Raw genomic sequence first — 18,283 nt, forward strand, 5'->3', positions numbered from 1 at the left:
ATATCTCCGTCATGAACAGGTCGACCGCCCGGCGGCTCGGCCACCGCGCGGGCAGGTCGACGGCGTAGGTCAGCGGGTGTGGTAGTTGGGGGCCTCGACGGTCATCTGGATGTCGTGCGGGTGGCTTTCCTTCAGACCGGCGGCGGTGATCCTGATCAGTTGGCCGCGCTGGTGCAGGTCGTCGATGCCTTCGGCGCCGACGTACCCCATTGCCAGCCGGACCCCGCCGATCAGCTGGTGCACGACGGTGGCCAGCGGTCCACGGTACGGCACCTGGCCCTCGACACCCTCCGGGACCAGCTTCTCGTCGCTGAGCACGTCGTGCTGGAAGTAGCGGTCCTTGGAGTAGGAGCGGGCCTGGCCACGGGACTGCATCGCGCCCAGCGACCCCATTCCCCGGTACGACTTGAACTGCTTGCCGTTGATGAACAGCAGCTCACCGGGGCTCTCCTCGCAACCGGCGAGCAGGCTGCCCAGCATCACCGTGTGCGCACCCGCGACCAACGCCTTGGCGATGTCGCCCGAGTACTGGATGCCGCCGTCGGCGATCACGGGAACGCCGGCCGGGTGGCAGGCCCGGACCGCCTCCATGATCGCGGTGATCTGCGGTACGCCGACCCCGGCAACCACCCGGGTGGTGCAGATCGCACCCGGACCGACCCCGACCTTGACCCCGTCCGCGCCGGCCTCGACCAACGCGCGGGCACCGGCGTAGGTGGCGACGTTGCCGCCGACCACGTCGACCTCGGTGTCCCGTTTCAGGGCGCGCACCATGTCCAGCACCCCGCGCTGGTGGCCGTGGGCGGTGTCGACGATCAGTACGTCGACGCCCGCGTCGACCAGGGTCCGGGCCCGCTTGTACGAGTCGTCGCCGACGCCGATCGCGGCGGCCACCCGTAGCCGGCCGGCGTCGTCCTTGGTCGCGTCCGGGTACTGCTCGCTCTTGGTGAAGTCCTTCACGGTGATCAGCCCGCGCAGCCGGCCGGCGTCGTCGACCAGGGGCAGCTTCTCCACCTTGTGCTGGCGCAGCAGGGCCAGCGCATCCGCCTTGGCCACCCCGACCGGGGCGGTGACCAGCGGCATCGAGGTCATCAGGTCGCGTACCGGGCGGTTCTGGTCGGTCTCGAACCGCATGTCGCGGTTAGTGATGATGCCGACCAGGGCGCCCTGCTCGTCGACGACCGGGACGCCGGAGATGCGGTACCGGCCGCACAGTGTGTCGACGTGCCGCAGGGTGTCGTCCGGGCCGCAGGTCACCGGGTTGGTGATCATGCCGGCCTCGGAGCGTTTCACCAGGTCGACCTGGATCGCCTGGTCGTCGGCGGAGAGGTTGCGGTGCAGCACGCCGATGCCGCCCTGCCGGGCCATCGCGATCGCCATCCGCGCCTCGGTCACCGTGTCCATCGCGCTGGACAGCAGCGGTACGGACAGTCGCACGTTGCGGGTCATCGAGGTCACCGTGTTGACCCGGCTCGGGATGACGTCCGACTCGGCGGGCTGCAGCAGCACGTCGTCGAAGGTCAACCCGAGCGGCACCGCCCGGGCCGACCCGGCGGGCATCTCCGGCACGTGGCCGCCGAACGCGGCGGGGACCGGGGGCACGTGACCGCCGTTGGCGGTGCTGTCGACGACGGGCTGCTGGGTGGGCGAGTATTCCACGACTTCTTCCCCTGAGCTGGTCGGACGGTTCGCCTGAGGCCGGCGGCGGCTGATGCCCGGGCGCCGGGGCGGCAGGCGGCCCGGCGTGGGTGGCGGTTGACCGGCTCGCCCCGTCTCGCGGTGCGATGGTTCATCGTACCCACCGTCGGTCCGGCCGGACGCGCCACCTGCGCGGCCAGCCGGACCGGGTGGGGCCCACGCAGCCGGTACGGGTGGGACTACGGTGGAGGGGTGCACGAAGAGCCGATCGATCCGTTCAGCGGCGACCCCGCCGATCCGGCAGCCGGGCTGGAGGATCCCACCGAGGCCGGCGAGCCGGATTCGTTGACGCCGGCCGAACGGCAGGACGTGTTGGAGGACCTCGCCGACCTGGAGGTCTACCGGGCGCTGCTCGGCGCGGTCGGGATCCGCGGGCTGGTGATCGACTGCGAGGACTGCCGGGAGCCGCACTACTTCGACTGGGACCTGCTGCGTGGCAATCTGCGGCACCTGCTGGACTCCGGCCGGCCGAGGGTGCACGAGCCGGCCTTCAACCCCGACCCGGACCACTACGTGAGCTGGGAGTACGCGCGGGGGTACGCCGACGGCGTGCACGACACCCTGCGGGACGAGGCGGACGACGACCAGGACCGACCGGCCGACGACAAGGGCCGGCCGGGTTAAGGTCGGTCAGGCGACCAGTCCGGTACGGAATCCGGTGGCCACCGCGTGCGCCCTGTCCCGTGCGCCGAGCTTGCGGAACAGTCGCCGGGCGTGGGTCTTGACGGTGTCCTCCGAGACGAACAGGTCGCGGCCGATCTCGCCGTTGCTCTTGCCTTCCGCCATCCCGCGCAGCACCTGCAGTTCGCGTTCGGTGAGCCCGATCCGGCGTAGTGCGCTGATTCGACCGTCTGACGGCTGAGTGCCGTCCGGCCCGGCACCGTTCGGCCCGCCGCCGTTCGACACAGCGCCATCCGTCGGGGCGGTGCCGGAGTCCGTGTCCTGGTCCTGGTCCTGAGTCACCGTGCCGTCGGAGTGCGGGACGGGCATCGGTGCGCCGGCGGTGTCGGCGGCCGACGCCGTCGCGGCCGCGTCGTCGCGCTGGTTCGGCACGACGTTCGGCCCGGTGGCCGGGTCCGCACCGGCGGCGGCTGGCGCCGCCGGTTCGGCGGCGGCGCCGGTGACCGATCGTCCGGCGGAGTCGGTACCAGCGGCGGCAGCCCCGGGGTGGTGGGTCACCGCGCCAGCGGCACCGATGGTGGCGGTCACCGCCGGGGCCGGTGCGGCTGCTGACTGCTCGGTCAGCAGTGCCGGTGTACGGCGGCCCGGCGCGGCGAGCAGCAGCAGGGTCTTCGCCACGGCGGTGACCAGGTCGTCGGTGCCGCGTAGCAGCCCGCGGGCGCCGGCAGCCAGCGCGGCCGACGCCACCTGCGGGTCCTCCCCGCCGAACAGCACGATCACGCTGCCCGGCGAACGGGCCAGCACCCGGCGGGTGAAGCTTGCGCTGTCCGGACGGGCCAGGGCGGTGTCGGCGAGTACGATCTCGGCTGGCCGTTCGGCGAGCCGCAGCATCACCTCCGGTTCAGAGACTGCTGTGCGTACTGCGGCGGAGAGGCCGAGCCGGGCGGCGGCGGCGGCGATGTTCTGAGCTGCAATTACCGTTCGTACACACACGAGCACCTTGCGCACTTGTGACTCCCCTCTCCCGCCAGCAGCAGATCACGCGAGGCACGCTCGCTCATGTGCTTTGCCACGAAAAAAGATGAAAGTTCAGGACCGGCGGCCACGTCGCCGACCGGCTATCGCGCGCAGGTTCCGACCCGGGTGTTCCCACACGTTCCGGCACGGGTGATTGAGCAGTGGGACTCCCGGGTACCCCGGTGACATGAAGGACCGGAGCGCTTGCGCGGCCGGCCGCCCGGTCCTACCACGAAGTGTCCGCGGGAGCCGCGCGGAAGGAGGGGTGCAGATGTCGGATGTACGCCGACTGCCCGGACCGATCGTCGACCTGTGGGAGTGGCAGATCCTCGGTGCCTGCCGTGGCCGGGACAGCGCCCAGTTCTTCCACCCCGACGGTGAGCGGGGGTCGTCACGCAACCGCCGGGAGTCTGGAGCCAAGGCGGTCTGCCGGACCTGCCCGGTCCGCGCGGAGTGCGCCGCGCACGCCCTGTCGGTGCGCGAGCCGTACGGGGTGTGGGGCGGCTTCAGCGAGTCGGAACGGCTCCGGCTGCTCGCCCTCGGCTGGGAGGATCTTGCCGACCGCCGTGGCGGCCGGGTCGATGTGCAACGGCTGGAGGCCCGGCTGGGCCGACCGCACAAGTCGACCGTGCCGGCCCAGCGCCGGCCGGAGTCGGCCGCCGTCAGGCCGCAGCCGGCTGACTCGGCCACCGCCGCCTGACCGCGGCGAACTGTCACCTACCGCGCGGCTGCGGTCGCGGTCGCGGCCAGCACGGCCGCGACCTCGGCCACGGGCCGCCGGTTCGATTGTCCCTACTGGACTGTTACCCGGACCGAGTGCCAGCCTGTCGCCCCGTCCGGGGCGACAGGCTGGCGTAGTTCGGGCTGGGTGGCACCGGTCCCGTCAGTGGCCCGGACCTGCAGTAGGTGCTCACCCGAGGTTGCCGGCCACTGCCAGACCCACTGCACCCAGGTGTCTGCGGAGACCGCCGGGGCCAGCTCGGCCGGCTGCCAGGGGCCGTCGTCCACCCGTACCTCGACGCCGCTGATGCCCCGGTGCGGGGCCCACGCCACCCCGGCCACCGGTACGGTGCCGGCGGACAGTTCGGCGCGGACCCGGGGGGTGTCGATCCGGGACTGGGTCTTGATCGGGCCCTGCGCCGCCCAGCCGCGCGGCACCCAGTACGCGTCGAAGTCGGCGAAGCTGGTCAACTCCAGCTCGGTGACCCACTTGCAGGCGGAGACGTACCCGTAGAGGCCGGGCACCACCATGCGGACCGGAAAACCGTGCTCGACCGGCAGTGGTTGACCGTTCATTCCGACCGCGAGCAGCGCGTCCCGCCCGTCCAGCAGCGCTTCGGTCGGGGTGCCGCAGGTCCAACCGTCGACGGACCGGCCGACGACCTGGTCGGCTCCGGGCAGCGGGCCCGCCTCGACCAGCAGGTCCCGCACCGGTACGCCGAGCCAGCGGGCGTTGCCGATGAGAGTCCCGCCCACCTCGTTCGAGACACAGGCCAGCGTGACGTACCGCTCCACCAGCTCCATCCCGAGCAGGTCGGAGTAGCTCAGGGTGATCGGGTTGGTCACCCGGCCGTGGATCCGCAGCTGCCATTCGTCCGGGTCGACCTGGGGCACGACCAACGCGGTGTCGATCCGGTAGAAGTCACGGTTGGTGGTGACGTACCGGCTCAGCCCCGGCGCCGCCGGGTCCACACCGGAAGGCAGCGGCGGCGCGGCGTCGACCGGAGCGGGCAGCGACACCGCGGACCGGGCGGTGGCCACCCCCCGGCGTTGTGCCAGCCAACGACCGCCGGCACCGGTGACCAGGGCGGCACCGACCGACACGCCGACGCTGGACAGGAACCGGCGCCGGTCGGCAGTGCCGGCACCGGGCTGAACCGGTACCGGTTCATCCGACGAGGCCGACGAGGCGACGGAAGCCGGCCGCAGCGGGCCGGCGAGCAGCGCCCAGAGCAGCAGCGCGGCGGCGGACGCGCCGATCACCGCCGGCAGGACGGCGGCCGGCCCGGCACCGGGCCGGGTGAGCGCGGCCGCCGCGCCGACCACGCCGAAGACCGCGACGCCGACGAAGCCGACTGCGAGCCGGCCGGCGGCCAGCACCCCGATCACGGCCGCGAACCCGGCGAGCAGTACGCCGGTGCCGATCAGCAGCGCGGTCTTGTCGTGTACGCCGAACACGTCGATGGCAAACTGTTTCAGCGGCTCGGGGACGGTGTCGACGACCACCCCGCCGACCGCGACCAGCGGTGCCGAGCGGGCGCCAGTGGCTACGGCGATCAGCTCGGCCAGGCCCAGGGCGAGCGCGGCAGCGGCCACCCCGGCAAGCGCTGCGAGCGGTCCGGGCAGGCGGCCCGGCGGTTCGGTCTGCGCAGCTGGCCCGGTCGGCTCCGGCCCTGTCGCGTCCGGCACCGTCGGCTCCGGCCTCATCGCGTCCAGCCCATCTGTCCGGCACCGTACGGGGTCGACGGCGCGTAGGTACCGCCGACGATACGCAGAATCCGCGTGATCAGAAACCTCGGGCAGAGTGCGCCCTCGGCCGTACTGATCACGCGGATCCAGGTGGAACAGGTGGAACAGGTGGAACAGGTGGAACAGGTGGAACAGGTGGAACTCCCGGTCAGAAACCGGGGCCGTGCTGGTGGCCGTGTCCGTGGTCGTGTCCGTGCCCGCCGGCGGCCGGCTCGGCCTTCTCCGGCTTCTCCACCACGAGACTCTCGGTGGTGAGCAGCAGCCCGGCGATCGACGCGGCGTTGCTGACCGCGTTGCGGGTCACCTTCACCGGGTCGATGATGCCGGCCCGGGCGAGATCGACGTACTCACCGGTGGCGGCGTTGAGCCCGTGGCCCCAGTCGCCTTCGAGCACCTTGCCGACCACGACGTATCCGTCGTAGCCGGCGTTCTGGGCGATCCACCGCAGTGGCTCGTGCAGCGCCTTGCGGACCACCGACACGCCGACCTTCTCGTCGCCGTCGAAGCCGAGGTCGTCGTCGAGCACGGCGGCGATCTGGCTCAGCGCCGCGCCGCCACCGGGGATGGTGCCCTCCTCGACCGCGGCCTTGGTCGCGGCGATGGCGTCCTCGATGCGGTGCTTGCGCTCCTTCATCTCCACCTCGGTGGCGGCCCCGGCCTTGATCACCGCGATGCCGCCGGAGAGCTTCGCCAGCCGCTCGGCGAGCTTCTCGCGGTCCCAGTCCGAGTCGGACGCGTCGATCTCCTTACGGATCTGGGTGACCCGGTCGGCGACCTCGGAGTCGTTGCCGGCACCGTCGACCACCGTGGTGGTGTCCTTGTCGACCACGATCCGCCGGGCCCGGCCCAGCGACTCCAGCCCGACCGCGTCGAGCTTGTAGCCCAGCTCCGGGGCGATCAGCTCGGCGCCGGTCAGGATCGCCATGTCCTGCAGCATCGCCTTGCGCCGGTCACCGAAGCCGGGGGCCTTGACCGCGCAGATCTTCACGGTCTTGCGTACGGCGTTGACCACCAGGGTGGACAGCGCCTGCCCGTCGACATCCTCGGCGACGATCAGCAGCGGCTTGCTGTCCTGGACGATCTTCTCCAGCAGCGGCAGCAGCTCCTCGATCGAGGAGATCTTCTGGGTGGTGATCAGGATGTACGCGTCCTCGAGGACCGCCTCCTGCGCTTCGGCGTCGGTGACGAAGTGCGGGGAGATGAAGCCCTTGTCGAACTGCAGGCCCTCGGTGACCTCCAGCTCGGTGGCCAGGGTGGAGCCTTCCTCGACGGTGATGACGCCGTCGCGGCCGACCCGCTCCATCGCCTCGGCGATCAGCTCGCCGATCGTGGCGTCCTGGGCCGAGATCGTCGCGACCTGCGCGATCGAGCCCTTGTCGGCCACCTCCGCTGCCTTGGCCAGCAGCGATTCGGAGACCTTCTGTGCGGCCGCGTCGATGCCGCGCTTGAGGCCGGCCGGGTTGGCCCCGGCGGCGACGTTGCGCAGACCTTCACGGACCATCGCCTGGGCGAGCACGGTTGCGGTGGTGGTCCCGTCGCCGGCGACGTCGTTGGTCTTCGTCGCCACCTCCTTGACCAGCTGCGCACCGAGGTTCTCGTACGGGTTGGTGAGCTCGATCTCCTTGGCGATGGTCACGCCATCGTTGGTGATCGTCGGAGCGCCGAACTTCTTGTCCAGCACGACGTTGCGCCCGCGCGGGCCGAGGGTGACCTTGACCGTGTCCGCGAGCGTGTTGACGCCGTGCTCCAAGAGGTGCCGGGCGTCGTCCGAGAAACTCAGGATCTTCGCCATGACATTCCCTTCACAGGCACTAGCCGTCGGCCGGCCGGCGGCTGCCGGCACCGGCCGACGGGCGACGCCCCGAAGCCCCGGGCTGGGGCTTCGGGGCGTTCAGCACTGGCAGTAGGTCACTTCTCGATGACCGCGAGGACGTCGCGGGCGGAGAGCACCAGGTACTCCTCGCCGGCGTACTTGACCTCGGTGCCGCCGTACTTCGAGTAGATGACCGTGTCGCCGACGTTGACGTCAACCGGGATCCGGTTGCCCTTGTCGTCGACGCGGCCGGGGCCGACAGCGAGGACGGTGCCCTCCTGCGGCTTCTCCTTGGCGGTGTCGGGGATCACGATGCCCGACGCCGTGGTGGTCTCAGCCTCGTTCGCCTGGACCAGGATCCGGTCCTCGAGCGGCTTGATCGCAACCTTGGTCGCGGTAGTCACGGGCATACCCTCCTGGGGTATCTGGTTTTGGTGCCGGCCACGTGGGTAACCGGCGTCAATCTGCCTCATGTCCACCGGGCGGATCCGTCGTCGCGGGTGCCGGACCGCCTGGCGTTTCGCTCACCGGCGGGAGCCGGCGGGCTGGCACCCTCGACCCGAGAGTGCTAACCGCAGATTAGCAGTCGCCTGTGCGGAGTGCTAGCCCGATGGCCGAGCATGGACAATGTCGCGGTGCACCCGGACGAACTGGCCGCCCTGCGCGCCCCGGAAGGCGCGGCCGCGCTGGTCACCGCAGCCGAGGTGCTGGCCGCACCGGGCCGGACGGATCCACTCGCGGCGGCGACCGCGCTGCGTACCGCCGGGGTGCCGGCACCGCTGGCGACCGCCGCGCTCACCCAGGCCGCGCTGCGCGCCCGCGCGGTCGGCAAGTTCGGCCCGGCCGCCGCCCGGATGTTCTTCACCCGCGCCGGCCTGGAGCAGGCCACCCGGTCGGTGGTAACCGACCGGCGCGCCGACCGGTTACGCGCCGCCGGGGTACGCCACCTCGCCGACCTGGGCTGCGGTCTCGGCGCGGACACCCTCGCCGCCGCCCGGGCCGGCATCCGGGTGTACGCGGTGGAGGCCGACCCGGGCACCGCCGCGATCGCCGCCGCCAACGCCGAGGCGACCGGGCTGGCCCACCTGGTCGACGTGGTCTGCGCCGACGCCACCGGAGTCGACCTCACCGGCTACGACGCGGTCTTCTGCGACCCGGCCCGCCGGTCCGGCACCGGTCGGCGCACCTTCGACCCGGACAACTACTCCCCGTCCTGGGACTTCGTCCGGACCCTGGTCGCCCGAGTGCCACGGACCGTACTCAAGGTGGCACCGGGCATCGACCACAGGTTGATCCCGCCAGGAGCCGAGGCCGAGTGGGTCAGCGTCGACCGGGAGGTGGTCGAGGCGGCGTTCTGGTGCGGCCCGCTGGCCGACACCCCACGCCGGGCCACCCTGCTGCGGACCGGCCAGCCGGCCACCGACCTGACCGGCGACGGCGGCGAGCCGGTCACCGTCGGCCCGGTCCGGCGTTACCTGTACGACCCGGACGGGGCGGTGGTCCGCTCGCACCTGGTCGCCGCGTTCGCCGCGACCGTCGACGGCACTCTCGCCGACGAGTCGATCGCCTACGTCTACGCCGACACGCCGACCGACACGCCGTACGGCAGGTGTCTGGAGATCACCGACGTGCTGCCGTTCTCGCTGAAGCGGCTGCGGGCGCTGCTGCGCGAACGCGGTGTCACGCGGCTGGAGATCCTCAAACGCGGATCCCCGCTCGACCCCGCCCAGTTGCGCCGCGACCTGCGGCTGCGTACCGCCTCTGGGGCCGGCGTGGCGGCGAGTCTGGTGCTGACCCGGGTGGCCGGCGCCCCGACGGCGCTGCTCGCCCACCCGGTGCCGGCGCCGGGCCGGTGAGCGCGCCAGCCCGATGAACGCGCGGGGCCGGTAACGTCGCGCGGCATGGCAGGTACCGCGACTCCGGCGACGACGCTGCTTACCAAGCGGCAGATCACCTTCCAACTGCACCCGTACCGGGTCTCGCCGGACACCCCGGACTACGGCGCGGCGGTCGCGGCCGCCCTCGGCGTCGCCGCCGAGCAGGTGTTCAAGACGCTGGTGGCGCAGGTCGACGGGGCACTCGCCGTCGGCGTCGTGCCGGTCACCGGGGAGCTGGACCTGAAGGCTCTGGCGGTGGCGCTCGGTGGTAAGCGCGCGGTGCTGGCCGAGCGGGTGCTCGCCGAACGGACCACCGGGTACGTCCGGGGCGGGATCAGCCCGATCGGGCAGCGTAAACGCCTGCCGACGGTGCTGGACGCCTCGGCGCAGCGGTACGCCGAAATGTACGTCTCGGCCGGCCGCCGCGGGTTGCAGTTGAGTATCACTCCGGTTGACCTCGCAGCGGTGACTGGCGCCCGATTCGCCCCAATCGCTGCTCACTGATCCGGTCAGGCGACGGGCAGGTGTCCGCCGCGTTGCTGAATTGTTATCGCGAGCAACAAAACTGGTGACGTCACCGTCTTGTGCCCGGCGCCACACTCCTAATACGTTGCCGGACACAACAAAAACCGCGATGGCCCAGCTCAGCCCCAGGCCGTTGCCGTCGCCGGCCGGGCCTCCGGAGCTCACCAGCGCCCCGCGAGCCCACGCCCGAGACCGCACGACACACACCAGCACAACCCCTTGTACGCGAAACATCACCCTTCGAAAGGACCCGAGCGATGCGCAAAGGGATCCTCAGCACCGCCGCCGCCGGTGTCCTGCTCGCCGGCGGCCTGACCGCCTGTGGCAGCGACACCGGCACCGACACCGGCAGCGGCGACACGCCGACCCCGAAGATCGGCGTGATCCTGCCGGACAGCGCCTCCTCCGACCGCTGGGAGACCGCCGACCGGCGCTTCCTGCAGGAGGCGTTCGACGCCGCCGGCGTCAACGCCAGCATCCAGAACGCCCAGGGCGACAAGGCCCAGTTCCAGACCCTCGCCGACCAGATGATCACCGACGGGGCCACCGTCCTGATGATCGTCAACCTGGACTCCGGCACCGGCAAGGCCGTGCTGGACAAGGCCAAGCAGCAGGGCGTCGCCACCATCGACTACGACCGGCTCACCCTGGGCGGCTCCGCCGAGTACTACGTCAGCTTCGACAACGAGGCCGTCGGCCAACTGCAGGGCGAGGGCCTGGTCAAGTGCCTGACCGACGCCGGCGTGGAGAAGCCGACCATCGCCACCCTCAACGGCTCGCAGACCGACAACAACGCCACCCTGTTCAAGGCCGGCTACGACGGCGTGCTCGACCCGCTGTACGAGTCCGGCGAGTACGTCAAGGGCCCGGACCAGTGGGTGCCGGACTGGGACAACACCCAGGCCGCCACGCTGTTCGAGCAGATGCTGACCCAGACCGGCGGCGAGGTCGACGGCGTGCTGGCCGCCAACGACGGCCTCGGCAACGCGGCGATCTCGGTGCTCAAGCGCAACGAGCTCAACGGTCAGGTGCCGGTCACCGGGCAGGACGCCACCCCGCAGGGCCTGCAGAACATCCTCGCCGGCGACCAGTGCATGACCGTCTACAAGGCGATCAAGGCCGAGGCGCAGGCCGCCGCCGACCTGGCGGTCGCGCTGGCGAACGGTGAGCGCAAGGAGGTCGCGCAGACCGTCACCGACCCGGAGACCAACCGGGAGGTGCCGTCGGTGCTGCTCACCCCGCAGGCCATCTACAAGGAGAACGTCGCCGACGTGGTCAACGACGGCTACGTCACCGCCGAGGAGCTCTGCACCGACGAGTTCGCCGAGCTCTGCGCCGAGGCCGGCATCAGCTGACCGGCGAACCGCCGACCGACCGGTAGCCCCGCCGCGGGTGTCACCCGGCAGCACCATCGCCCGGTGACACCCGCGGCGGCGGAACCGGCGCCGGCCGGGCACCCTCACGAAGGAGACCACCCGTGTCCGCGACCCCCCTGCTGCAACTGCGCGGGATCGACAAGAACTTCGGCCCCGTCCAGGTGCTGCGCAACGTCGACTTCGCCGTCCACGCCGGCGAGGTGACCGCGCTCGTCGGCGACAACGGCGCCGGCAAGTCCACCCTGGTCAAGTGCATCAGCGGCATCCACCCGATCGACCGCGGCGAGGTCGTCGTCGATGGCCGCCGGGTGCACATCCACAACCCGCGCGACGCCGCCTCGCACGGCATCGAGGTCGTCTACCAGGACCTCGCGCTCTGCGACAACCTCGACATCGTGCAGAACATGTTCCTCGGGCGGGAGAAGCGCTCCGGGATCGTCCTGGACGAGACCACCATGGAGCAGATGGCCGCGGACACCCTCGCCGGGCTCTCCGTCCGGACCGTCAAGTCGCTGCGGCAGCTCGTCGCCAGCCTCTCCGGCGGCCAGCGCCAGACCGTCGCCATCGCCAAGGCTGTGCTGTGGAACAGCAAGGTCGTCATCCTCGACGAACCCACCGCGGCGCTCGGCGTCGCCCAGACCGCCCAGGTGCTCGAACTGGTCCGCCGGCTCGCCGACAACGGCCTCGCCGTCGTACTGATCTCGCACAACATGAACGACGTCTTCGCGGTGTCGGACCGGATCGCCGCGCTGTACCTCGGCCAGATGGTCGCCCAGGTACGGAGCACGGAGATCACCCACGCGCAGATCGTGGAGCTGATCACCGCCGGCCGCAGCGGTGACCTCGGCCTACCGGCCGACAACGGCACCGAGTACGCCGCCGCCAACGGACCGGGAGCCGACCGATGAGCACCGCCACCTCCACAGTCCAGCGGCCCGCCGCCCCGGCCGACTCGCCCGGCGTCGGCGAACACCTGCGCAACTACTTCTCCCGGATCCGCGGCGGCGACCTCGGCGCGCTGCCCGCGATCCTCGGCCTCGTCGTGCTCTGCACGGTCTTCTCGATCGTGCGGCCCAACTTCTTCACCGCCGGCAACTTTGCCAACCTGTTCATTCAGGGCGGCGCGGTCACCCTGATCGCGATGGGGCTGATCTTCGTCCTGCTGCTCGGTGAGATCGACCTGTCCGCCGGCTTCGCCAGCGGCGTCTGCGCCGCGATCCTGGCGGTCGTCTCCACCGAGATGGGACTGCCCTGGTACGTGGCGGTGCTGGCAGCCGTGGCCACCGGAACCCTGATCGGCACCGTCCTCGGGTTCCTGGTCGCCAAGGTCGGCATCCCGTCGTTCGTGGTCACCCTGGCCGCGTTCCTCGCCTTCCAGGGCACGGTGCTGCTGCTGATCGAAGGCGGCAAGAACGTCTCGCTGCGCGACGACGTGCTGATCGCGATCGTCAACCGCAACGTCCCGCCGGTGATCGGCTGGGCGATCTTCGGCGTCGGGGTGGCCGGGTTCGCGCTGATCCAGCTGCTGCGCTACCGCACCCGGTCCGCCAAGGGCCTGGTCACCGACCCGATCGTGGTGGTGCTAACCCGCATCGGAGTGCTGATCGCGATCGCCGGTGCCGCCGTCTACATCCTCAACCAGGAGCGCAGCATCAACCCGCTGATCACCTCGCTGCGCGGGGTGCCGATCGTGGTGCCGGTCATCGTGGTACTGCTGATCTTCTGGACCTTCGTGCTGCGGCGCACCGCGTACGGCCGGCACATCTACGCGGTCGGCGGCAACCGGGAAGCCGCCCGCCGGGCCGGCATCAACGTCGACCGGATCCGGATCTCCGCCTTCATGATCTGCTCCTCGATGGCCGCCGTCGGCGGCATCGTGGCCGCCAGCCGCGCCAACTCGGTGGACGCCAACACCGGCGGCAGCAACGTGCTGCTGTTCGCCGTCGGCGCGGCGGTGATCGGCGGCACCAGCCTCTTCGGCGGCAAGGGCCGGGTCCTCGACGCGGTCCTCGGCGGCGCCGTGGTCGCGGTCATCGAGAACGGCATGGGACTGCTGAATGTCAGCTCCGGGGTGAAGTTCGTCTTCACCGGCCTGGTGCTGCTGCTGGCCGCCAGCGTCGACGCGCTGTCCCGCCGTCGCGCCGCCGCCGGGTCCCGATGACTGCGGAGACGACGAACCGATGCGGGCAGGACCCAGCCAGGAGGAGATCCGCCGGCACAACCTCGGCGCGCTGCTGCGGCACGTGCACGTGCACGGCGCCACCTCACGGGCCGAACTGACCACCACGCTGGGGCTCAACCGCAGCACCATCGGCGCGCTCACCGCCGACCTGGCCGCCGCCGGCCTGGTCAGCGAGGGCGGTGCCCGGGAAACCGGCCGGGCCGGACGACCGTCGCTGGTCGTCCGGCCCGCGTCCGAGCGGGTGTACGCGTACGCGCTCAGCATCGAGGTCGACCGGTTACGGGCCGCCCGGGTCGGACTTGGTGGCCGGATCCTCGACACGCGCACCGGCGAGCGACCCCGGGGCACCCTCGCCGCCGAGGCGGTCGGCCCACTCGCCGGCTTCGTCAAGGAGCTGCACCAGGCGGTGCCGGCCGGCGCGGTCTGCGTCGGCAGCGGCGTCGCGGTCTGCGGCATGGTCCGCCGCGACGACGGCATGGTCCGGCTCGGCCCCACCATGGGCTGGGTCGACGAGCCGCTCGGCGCGGCCCTCGCCGAGGCGCTCGGCGACGACCGGGGCGTGCTGGTCGGCAACGTCTCCGACGTGTGCGCGCTGGCCGAACACACCCGGGGCGCGGCGGTCGGCTGCGACCACGTCGTCTACCTGTACGGCGACGTCGGCGTCGGCGCCGGGATCATCGCCGGTGGCCGGCGGGTCACCGGGCACGGCGGGTACGGCGGCGAGGTCGGCCACATGGTGGTGCACCCCGGTGGCCGGCCCTGCCTGTGCGGATCCCGGGGCTGCTGGGAGACCGAGATCGGCGAACACGCGCTGATCCAGGCAGCCGGCCGCAGCGGGGAAGTCGTCGGCCGGGAAGCGGTACTCGCCGTGGTGGACGCGGCCGACCGGGGCGACAGCCAGGCCCAGGCCGCGGTCCGCCAGGTCGGCAACTGGCTCGGCTTCGGCGTGGCCAACCTGGTCAACATCTTCAACCCGGAGACGGTGATCTTCGGCGGTACGCTACGGGACGTCTACCTGGCGGCGGCCGCGCACGTGCGCAGCCGGCTCAACTCCAACGGGCTACCGGCCTGCCGGGAACACGTCCGACTGCGTACCCCGAAACTCGGCGACGACGCCCCGCTGATCGGCGCCGCAGAACTCGCCTTCGAGCAGCTGCTCGCCGACCCGCTCGACGCGGTGGCCGGCTGACCCCGGTCAGCCGACCGCCTGCGCCGACCCGACGCCCTGCCAGGTGCGCCACAGTGCGGCGTACGGGCCATCGGCGGCGACCAGTTCGTGGTGCGAGCCGAACTCGGTGATCAGCCCGTCCTCGACCACGGCGATCCGGTCGGCGTCGTGTGCCGAGTACAGCCGGTGCGCGATCGCGATCACCGTACGCCCGTGCAGCACCGCAGCGAGCGACCGCTCCGTGCGCCGGGCGGTACGCGGGTCGATCAGCGACGTCGCCTCGTCCAGCACCAGGGTCTGCGGATCGGCCAGCACCAGCCGGGCCAGGGCGAGCTGCTGGGCCTGGTCCGGACCGACCGGATGGCCGCCGGCACCGACCACCGTGGCCACCCCGTCCGGCAGGGCGGACACCCAGTCCAATGCGTCGACGGCGGCCAACGCGTCGCGTACCTCGGCGTCGGTGGCGTCCGGCCGGACCAGCGCGACGTTGTCGCGCACCGTACCGATGAAGACGTGATGCTCCTGGGTGACCAGGGCGACCCGGCCGCGGCACCAGGGTGACCCCGCGTAGCACCTCCCGCCCGTCGACGTAGCTGAAGTGGACGTCGACCGCCGCGACCGGGTCGGCGGCGCACGCGCCGTCAGGTGCCGGCGCGCGGGGCACCGCGGTCGCGGACCGGCCCGGCTGGGCGACGCCGAGCAGCCGGGCCAGCGACGCGGCACCGAGCTGCAGTTCGTCCAGCCAGTTCAGCAGCCGGTCCAGCGGAGCGGCCAGCATCTGCACGTAGAGCACTGCCGCGGTGACCTGTCCGAGCGTCACCCAGCCGCGCAGGTAGCACCAGCCGCCGACCGCCAGGGTCGCCGCGACCGGCACCACGTAGCTGATCTCGATCAGCGGGAACCAGACGGTACGCAGCCACAGCGTGTAACGCTCGGCCGCGTACTGCCGGGCGATGTCGGTGTCGGTGCTCCGCCGCCGGTGCTCCTGCCGGCGCAGTGCCTCGACGGTCCGGGCACCGTCGACGGTCTCGCTGAGCCCGTCGGTGATCCGCGAGTACGCGGCGCTCTCGGCCAGGTAGCCGTCCGGCGCCCGGCGCAGATACCAGCGGGTGCCCGCCCACAGCAGCGGCACCACGATCAGGCAGGGCACCGCCAGCACCGGGGCGACCAGCAGCAACGCCCCGAAGATGAAGGTCGCGGTGCTGATCGCGATCAGCGTCTCGGGCACCGCGAACCGCACCGACTTGGACAGCACGGCGACGTCGTGCGAGGTCCGGGTGAGCAGGTCACCGGTGCCGGCCTTCTCCACGGTCGACAGCGGGATGGACAGCACCCAACCGATGAACTCTTCGCGCAACGCGGCCAGCACCCGCTCACCGAGCCGGGCCGACGCCACGTGGGCGTAGCGGGCCAGCACCGCCTGTAAGACCAGGAACCCGGCGATCGCCAGGGCGGTCCGGTCGACGGCGGCGATCGCCGCCGTCGACGTGGTGAGCGTCTCGACCAGGCCACCGAGCAGCCGGGGCGCGGCGAGCCCGGCGACCGCGGCGCCCACGTGCAGCGCGAGAGCACCGGCCAGCATCCGTGGGTGCCGGCGGACCAGGACACGGGCGTACCGGCGGACCTCGGCCCGGTCCGCGACCGGCAACGCCGTCACGACGCCACCTCACTCAACGCCGCCGACTCGGTCGACGCCACCGACTCGGCGCGGGTCATCAGGGCGGCGTACCCGGGTTCGGTGCGCAGCAGATCGGCGTGACTGCCGTCGGCCACCACCCGGCCGGCGTCGACGAACACCACCCGGTCGGCGTGTTCCAGCAGCAGCGGGCTGGTGGTGCAGACGACAGTGGTCCGGCCGGTCCGGGCCGCCCGCAGCCGGGCGGCGATCCGCACCTCGGTGTGCGCGTCGACGGCGCTGGTCGGCTCGACCAGCACCAGGATCGGCGGGCAGCGCGTCGACGATGTCGGTCACCAGGATCCGCTGCCGGACCGTGGCCAGGTCCAGCTCCCGCAGCGGTACGCCGGCCAGGGCGACTTCGGTGTCGCGGTAGCGCCCCAGCCGGTCGGCGAGCCCGACGACGTCCTCCGGCGCGGTGGCCGCGACGGCGGTCAACTGGTACGGGGCCACCCGCAGGCCGGACATGGAGTCGACCAGGTCGCCGGCGCGGTCCGGCAGTCGGCGGGGTCGGGCCGGGTCGGTGAACTCCGGCGTGATGGCGAGCAGGCCCGCGACCCGGCGGGCGGCGACGTGGCCACGGGTCATGGTGTGCAGGAACTCGGTCAACGTCCGGATCGGACCGGTCAGGAACGCGGTGTACGCGTAGGCGGCGACCAGTTGCCCGACGGTCAGCTCGCCGGCGAGAGTGAGCCGCGCCCCGAGCCAGGTCACCAGCACCAGGAACATCCCGGGCAGCAGCAGCTGGTTGGCCTCCAGGAAGGATTCGACCCGGGCCAGCCGGTCGCCGCGCCGCCGCAGCTCCTGCGACTGCTCCCGGTAGCGGTCGGCGAAGGCCGGTTCACCGCCGACGCCGCGCAGGATCCGCAGGCCGGTCACGATGTCGCCGGCCAGGGTCGCCAGGGTGGCCTGCTGTTCCCGGTACGTCTGCTGGCGGCGGTGCAGCGGCCGCAGGCCGAGCCCGACGGCCGCCATCAGCACCGGCACGCCGATCACGATCACCAGCCCGAGCGGGACGGAGGTGCCGAGCAGGATCGCGGCGACCACGACGATCGCCACCACCGCACCAACCGCCCGGGCGACGACCTCCACCGCGCCGCCCAGACTGCTCATGTCGGCGGTCCCGATGCTCACCACCTCGCCGGTGGCCAGCCGTTTCGGCAGGGTGGCGCCGAGCCGGTTGGCCTGCCGTACGGTGAGCTGGACCGTGCGGTACGCAGTGGACAGCCAGTTGAACACGCCGAACCAGTGCTGGCTGATGCTGGCCGTCGCCTGGACCAGCCCCAGCCCCAGTAGCACCGCTGACCAGCCGAGCAGCGCCTGCGGATCGCGGGCGGTGAGGCCGACGTCGATGGCATGTCCGACAACCGCCGGCATCAACGCCTGGCTGCCCATCCAGACCACGCTGAGCACCGATCCCCAGGCCACGGACGCCCCGGCACGTCCGGCCAGCCAGCGCAGCAGACGCAGGGCTGACCGGTGATCGGCTACGCCGGGATCGGCGACGGGCAGGGACCACATGACATCGCGACGGTACGGCTACTTTACGTGACCGATCCACCTATTTTCCCGTTTCCGCCGGACGATCTGGCAGCGGCTTCAGCGGTCGACCTGGGTGAAGTCCCAGCTGTGCGGTGCACGGGTGACCAGCCGCAGCGGTGGTTCCGGCAACGACAACGGGCTGCTGCGCCACTTCGAGATGACCACCAGCCGGTCATCGGTCGACGAGAAGACCTCACTGGCCAGGTGCAGCGGGCTGTGTTCGATCTCCGGCAGCGCGGTGTCGCAGACCCAGGTGAGCAACTCGGTCAGGCGGGACGGCTCGGCCTTGGCCTCCCACATCCGCACGATCACGTCGCCGG

Annotated in this window: 15 protein-coding genes and 1 pseudogene; 8 read left to right on the forward strand and 8 right to left on the reverse strand. The window is 71.9% G+C overall.

The annotated features are described in order from the left end of the window. Positions 1–69: 69 nt before the first annotated feature. Positions 70–1,560 (reverse strand): IMP dehydrogenase, encoded by a 1,491-nt coding sequence (gene guaB / locus O7553_RS23585; RefSeq protein WP_281555723.1) that lies wholly within the window; start codon positions 1,558–1,560, stop codon positions 70–72. Positions 1,561–1,890: 330 nt separating this feature from the next. Between guaB and O7553_RS23590 the strand changes: the two genes are divergently transcribed. Next, the gene (locus tag O7553_RS23590) at positions 1,891–2,322 is read left to right on the forward strand and encodes a DUF5319 domain-containing protein (protein WP_281551835.1); all 432 of its coding nucleotides are present in this window, start codon (positions 1,891–1,893) and stop codon (positions 2,320–2,322) included. Between the two features lie 6 nt (positions 2,323–2,328). Here the strand turns inward: O7553_RS23590 and O7553_RS23595 are convergent, their stop codons facing one another. Then, positions 2,329–3,327, reverse strand: a complete 999-nt coding sequence (locus O7553_RS23595; protein ID WP_281551836.1) for a helix-turn-helix transcriptional regulator — start codon at positions 3,325–3,327, stop codon at positions 2,329–2,331. Positions 3,328–3,607: 280 nt separating this feature from the next. On the opposite strand from O7553_RS23595, the gene O7553_RS23600 reads away from it, so the two are divergent. After that, entirely contained in the window at positions 3,608–4,036 is a 429-nt protein-coding gene (locus O7553_RS23600; RefSeq protein ID WP_278173781.1) for a WhiB family transcriptional regulator, read from the forward strand. 92 nt (positions 4,037–4,128) lie between these two features. On the opposite strand, the gene O7553_RS23605 is transcribed toward O7553_RS23600, so the two are convergent. The 3 genes from O7553_RS23605 to groES all read right to left on the reverse strand — a co-directional run bounded on the left by O7553_RS23605 (position 4,129) and on the right by groES (position 8,028). Next, positions 4,129–5,682: a molybdopterin-dependent oxidoreductase gene (locus tag O7553_RS23605; protein WP_281555724.1), complete on the reverse strand. Its 1,554-nt coding sequence runs from the start codon at positions 5,680–5,682 to the stop codon at positions 4,129–4,131. 271 nt (positions 5,683–5,953) lie between these two features. Then, complete coding sequence (gene groL / locus O7553_RS23610; RefSeq protein ID WP_281551837.1) at positions 5,954–7,597, reverse strand: chaperonin GroEL; 1,644 nt, start codon at positions 7,595–7,597, stop codon at positions 5,954–5,956. A 116-nt stretch (positions 7,598–7,713) separates the two neighbouring features. Further along, on the reverse strand, positions 7,714–8,028 hold the full coding sequence (gene groES, locus O7553_RS23615) for a co-chaperone GroES (RefSeq protein WP_123606067.1): 315 nt from the start codon (positions 8,026–8,028) through the stop codon (positions 7,714–7,716). 210 nt (positions 8,029–8,238) lie between these two features. Between groES and O7553_RS23620 the strand changes: the two genes are divergently transcribed. From O7553_RS23620 to O7553_RS23645, 6 genes are all read left to right on the forward strand, one after another. Continuing rightward, a complete protein-coding gene (locus O7553_RS23620) occupies positions 8,239–9,474 on the forward strand; it encodes a class I SAM-dependent methyltransferase (RefSeq protein WP_281551838.1) in 1,236 nt (411 codons plus the stop codon). Between the two features lie 45 nt (positions 9,475–9,519). Beyond that, on the forward strand, positions 9,520–9,999 hold the full coding sequence (gene ybaK, locus O7553_RS23625) for a Cys-tRNA(Pro) deacylase (RefSeq protein WP_281551839.1): 480 nt from the start codon (positions 9,520–9,522) through the stop codon (positions 9,997–9,999). Between the two features lie 278 nt (positions 10,000–10,277). Then, positions 10,278–11,375: a substrate-binding domain-containing protein gene (locus O7553_RS23630; RefSeq protein WP_281551840.1), complete on the forward strand. Its 1,098-nt coding sequence runs from the start codon at positions 10,278–10,280 to the stop codon at positions 11,373–11,375. A gap of 122 nt (positions 11,376–11,497) precedes the next feature. After that, a complete protein-coding gene (locus O7553_RS23635; protein WP_281551841.1) occupies positions 11,498–12,304 on the forward strand; it encodes an ATP-binding cassette domain-containing protein in 807 nt (268 codons plus the stop codon). After that, the gene (locus O7553_RS23640) at positions 12,301–13,557 is read left to right on the forward strand and encodes an ABC transporter permease (protein WP_281551842.1); all 1,257 of its coding nucleotides are present in this window, start codon (positions 12,301–12,303) and stop codon (positions 13,555–13,557) included. Before O7553_RS23635 ends, O7553_RS23640 begins: the two co-directional genes overlap by 4 nt. Positions 13,558–13,576: 19 nt before the next feature. Continuing rightward, a complete protein-coding gene (locus tag O7553_RS23645; protein WP_281551843.1) occupies positions 13,577–14,767 on the forward strand; it encodes an ROK family transcriptional regulator in 1,191 nt (396 codons plus the stop codon). A 6-nt stretch (positions 14,768–14,773) separates the two neighbouring features. Here O7553_RS23645 and O7553_RS23650 read toward each other — a convergent pair. The 3 genes and pseudogenes from O7553_RS23650 to O7553_RS23660 form a co-directional block, all read right to left on the reverse strand. Next, positions 14,774–16,403: pseudogene (locus tag O7553_RS23650) on the reverse strand (ABC transporter ATP-binding protein). A 9-nt stretch (positions 16,404–16,412) separates the two neighbouring features. After that, positions 16,413–17,942 carry an ABC transporter ATP-binding protein gene (locus tag O7553_RS23655; RefSeq protein WP_348650036.1) on the reverse strand — a complete coding sequence of 510 codons (1,530 nt, stop codon included), beginning with the start codon at positions 17,940–17,942 and terminating at the stop codon, positions 16,413–16,415. 78 nt (positions 17,943–18,020) lie between these two features. Then, positions 18,021–18,275: a hypothetical protein gene (locus tag O7553_RS23660; RefSeq protein WP_281555725.1), complete on the reverse strand. Its 255-nt coding sequence runs from the start codon at positions 18,273–18,275 to the stop codon at positions 18,021–18,023. Between the last annotated feature and the right edge of the window lie 8 nt (positions 18,276–18,283).

It is taken from the genome of Solwaraspora sp. WMMA2059, from assembly GCF_027497315.1.
GTDB lineage: Bacteria > Actinomycetota > Actinomycetes > Mycobacteriales > Micromonosporaceae > Micromonospora_E.

What these genes read in the sequence shown, in the direction of transcription:
- groES (WP_123606067.1), bottom strand. Translation starts at nt 8,028, where the DNA reads ATGCCCGTGACTACCGCGACCAAGGTTGCGATCAAGCCGCTCGAGGAC.
- O7553_RS23640 (WP_281551842.1), top strand. Translation starts at nt 12,301, where the DNA reads ATGAGCACCGCCACCTCCACAGTCCAGCGGCCCGCCGCCCCGGCCGAC.
- ybaK (WP_281551839.1), top strand. Translation starts at nt 9,520, where the DNA reads ATGGCAGGTACCGCGACTCCGGCGACGACGCTGCTTACCAAGCGGCAG.
- O7553_RS23620 (WP_281551838.1), top strand. Translation starts at nt 8,239, where the DNA reads ATGGACAATGTCGCGGTGCACCCGGACGAACTGGCCGCCCTGCGCGCC.
- O7553_RS23655 (WP_348650036.1), bottom strand. Translation starts at nt 17,942, where the DNA reads ATGTGGTCCCTGCCCGTCGCCGATCCCGGCGTAGCCGATCACCGGTCA.
- groL (WP_281551837.1), bottom strand. Translation starts at nt 7,597, where the DNA reads ATGGCGAAGATCCTGAGTTTCTCGGACGACGCCCGGCACCTCTTGGAG.
- O7553_RS23600 (WP_278173781.1), top strand. Translation starts at nt 3,608, where the DNA reads ATGTCGGATGTACGCCGACTGCCCGGACCGATCGTCGACCTGTGGGAG.
- guaB (WP_281555723.1), bottom strand. Translation starts at nt 1,560, where the DNA reads ATGCCCGCCGGGTCGGCCCGGGCGGTGCCGCTCGGGTTGACCTTCGAC.
- O7553_RS23630 (WP_281551840.1), top strand. Translation starts at nt 10,278, where the DNA reads ATGCGCAAAGGGATCCTCAGCACCGCCGCCGCCGGTGTCCTGCTCGCC.
- O7553_RS23645 (WP_281551843.1), top strand. Translation starts at nt 13,577, where the DNA reads ATGCGGGCAGGACCCAGCCAGGAGGAGATCCGCCGGCACAACCTCGGC.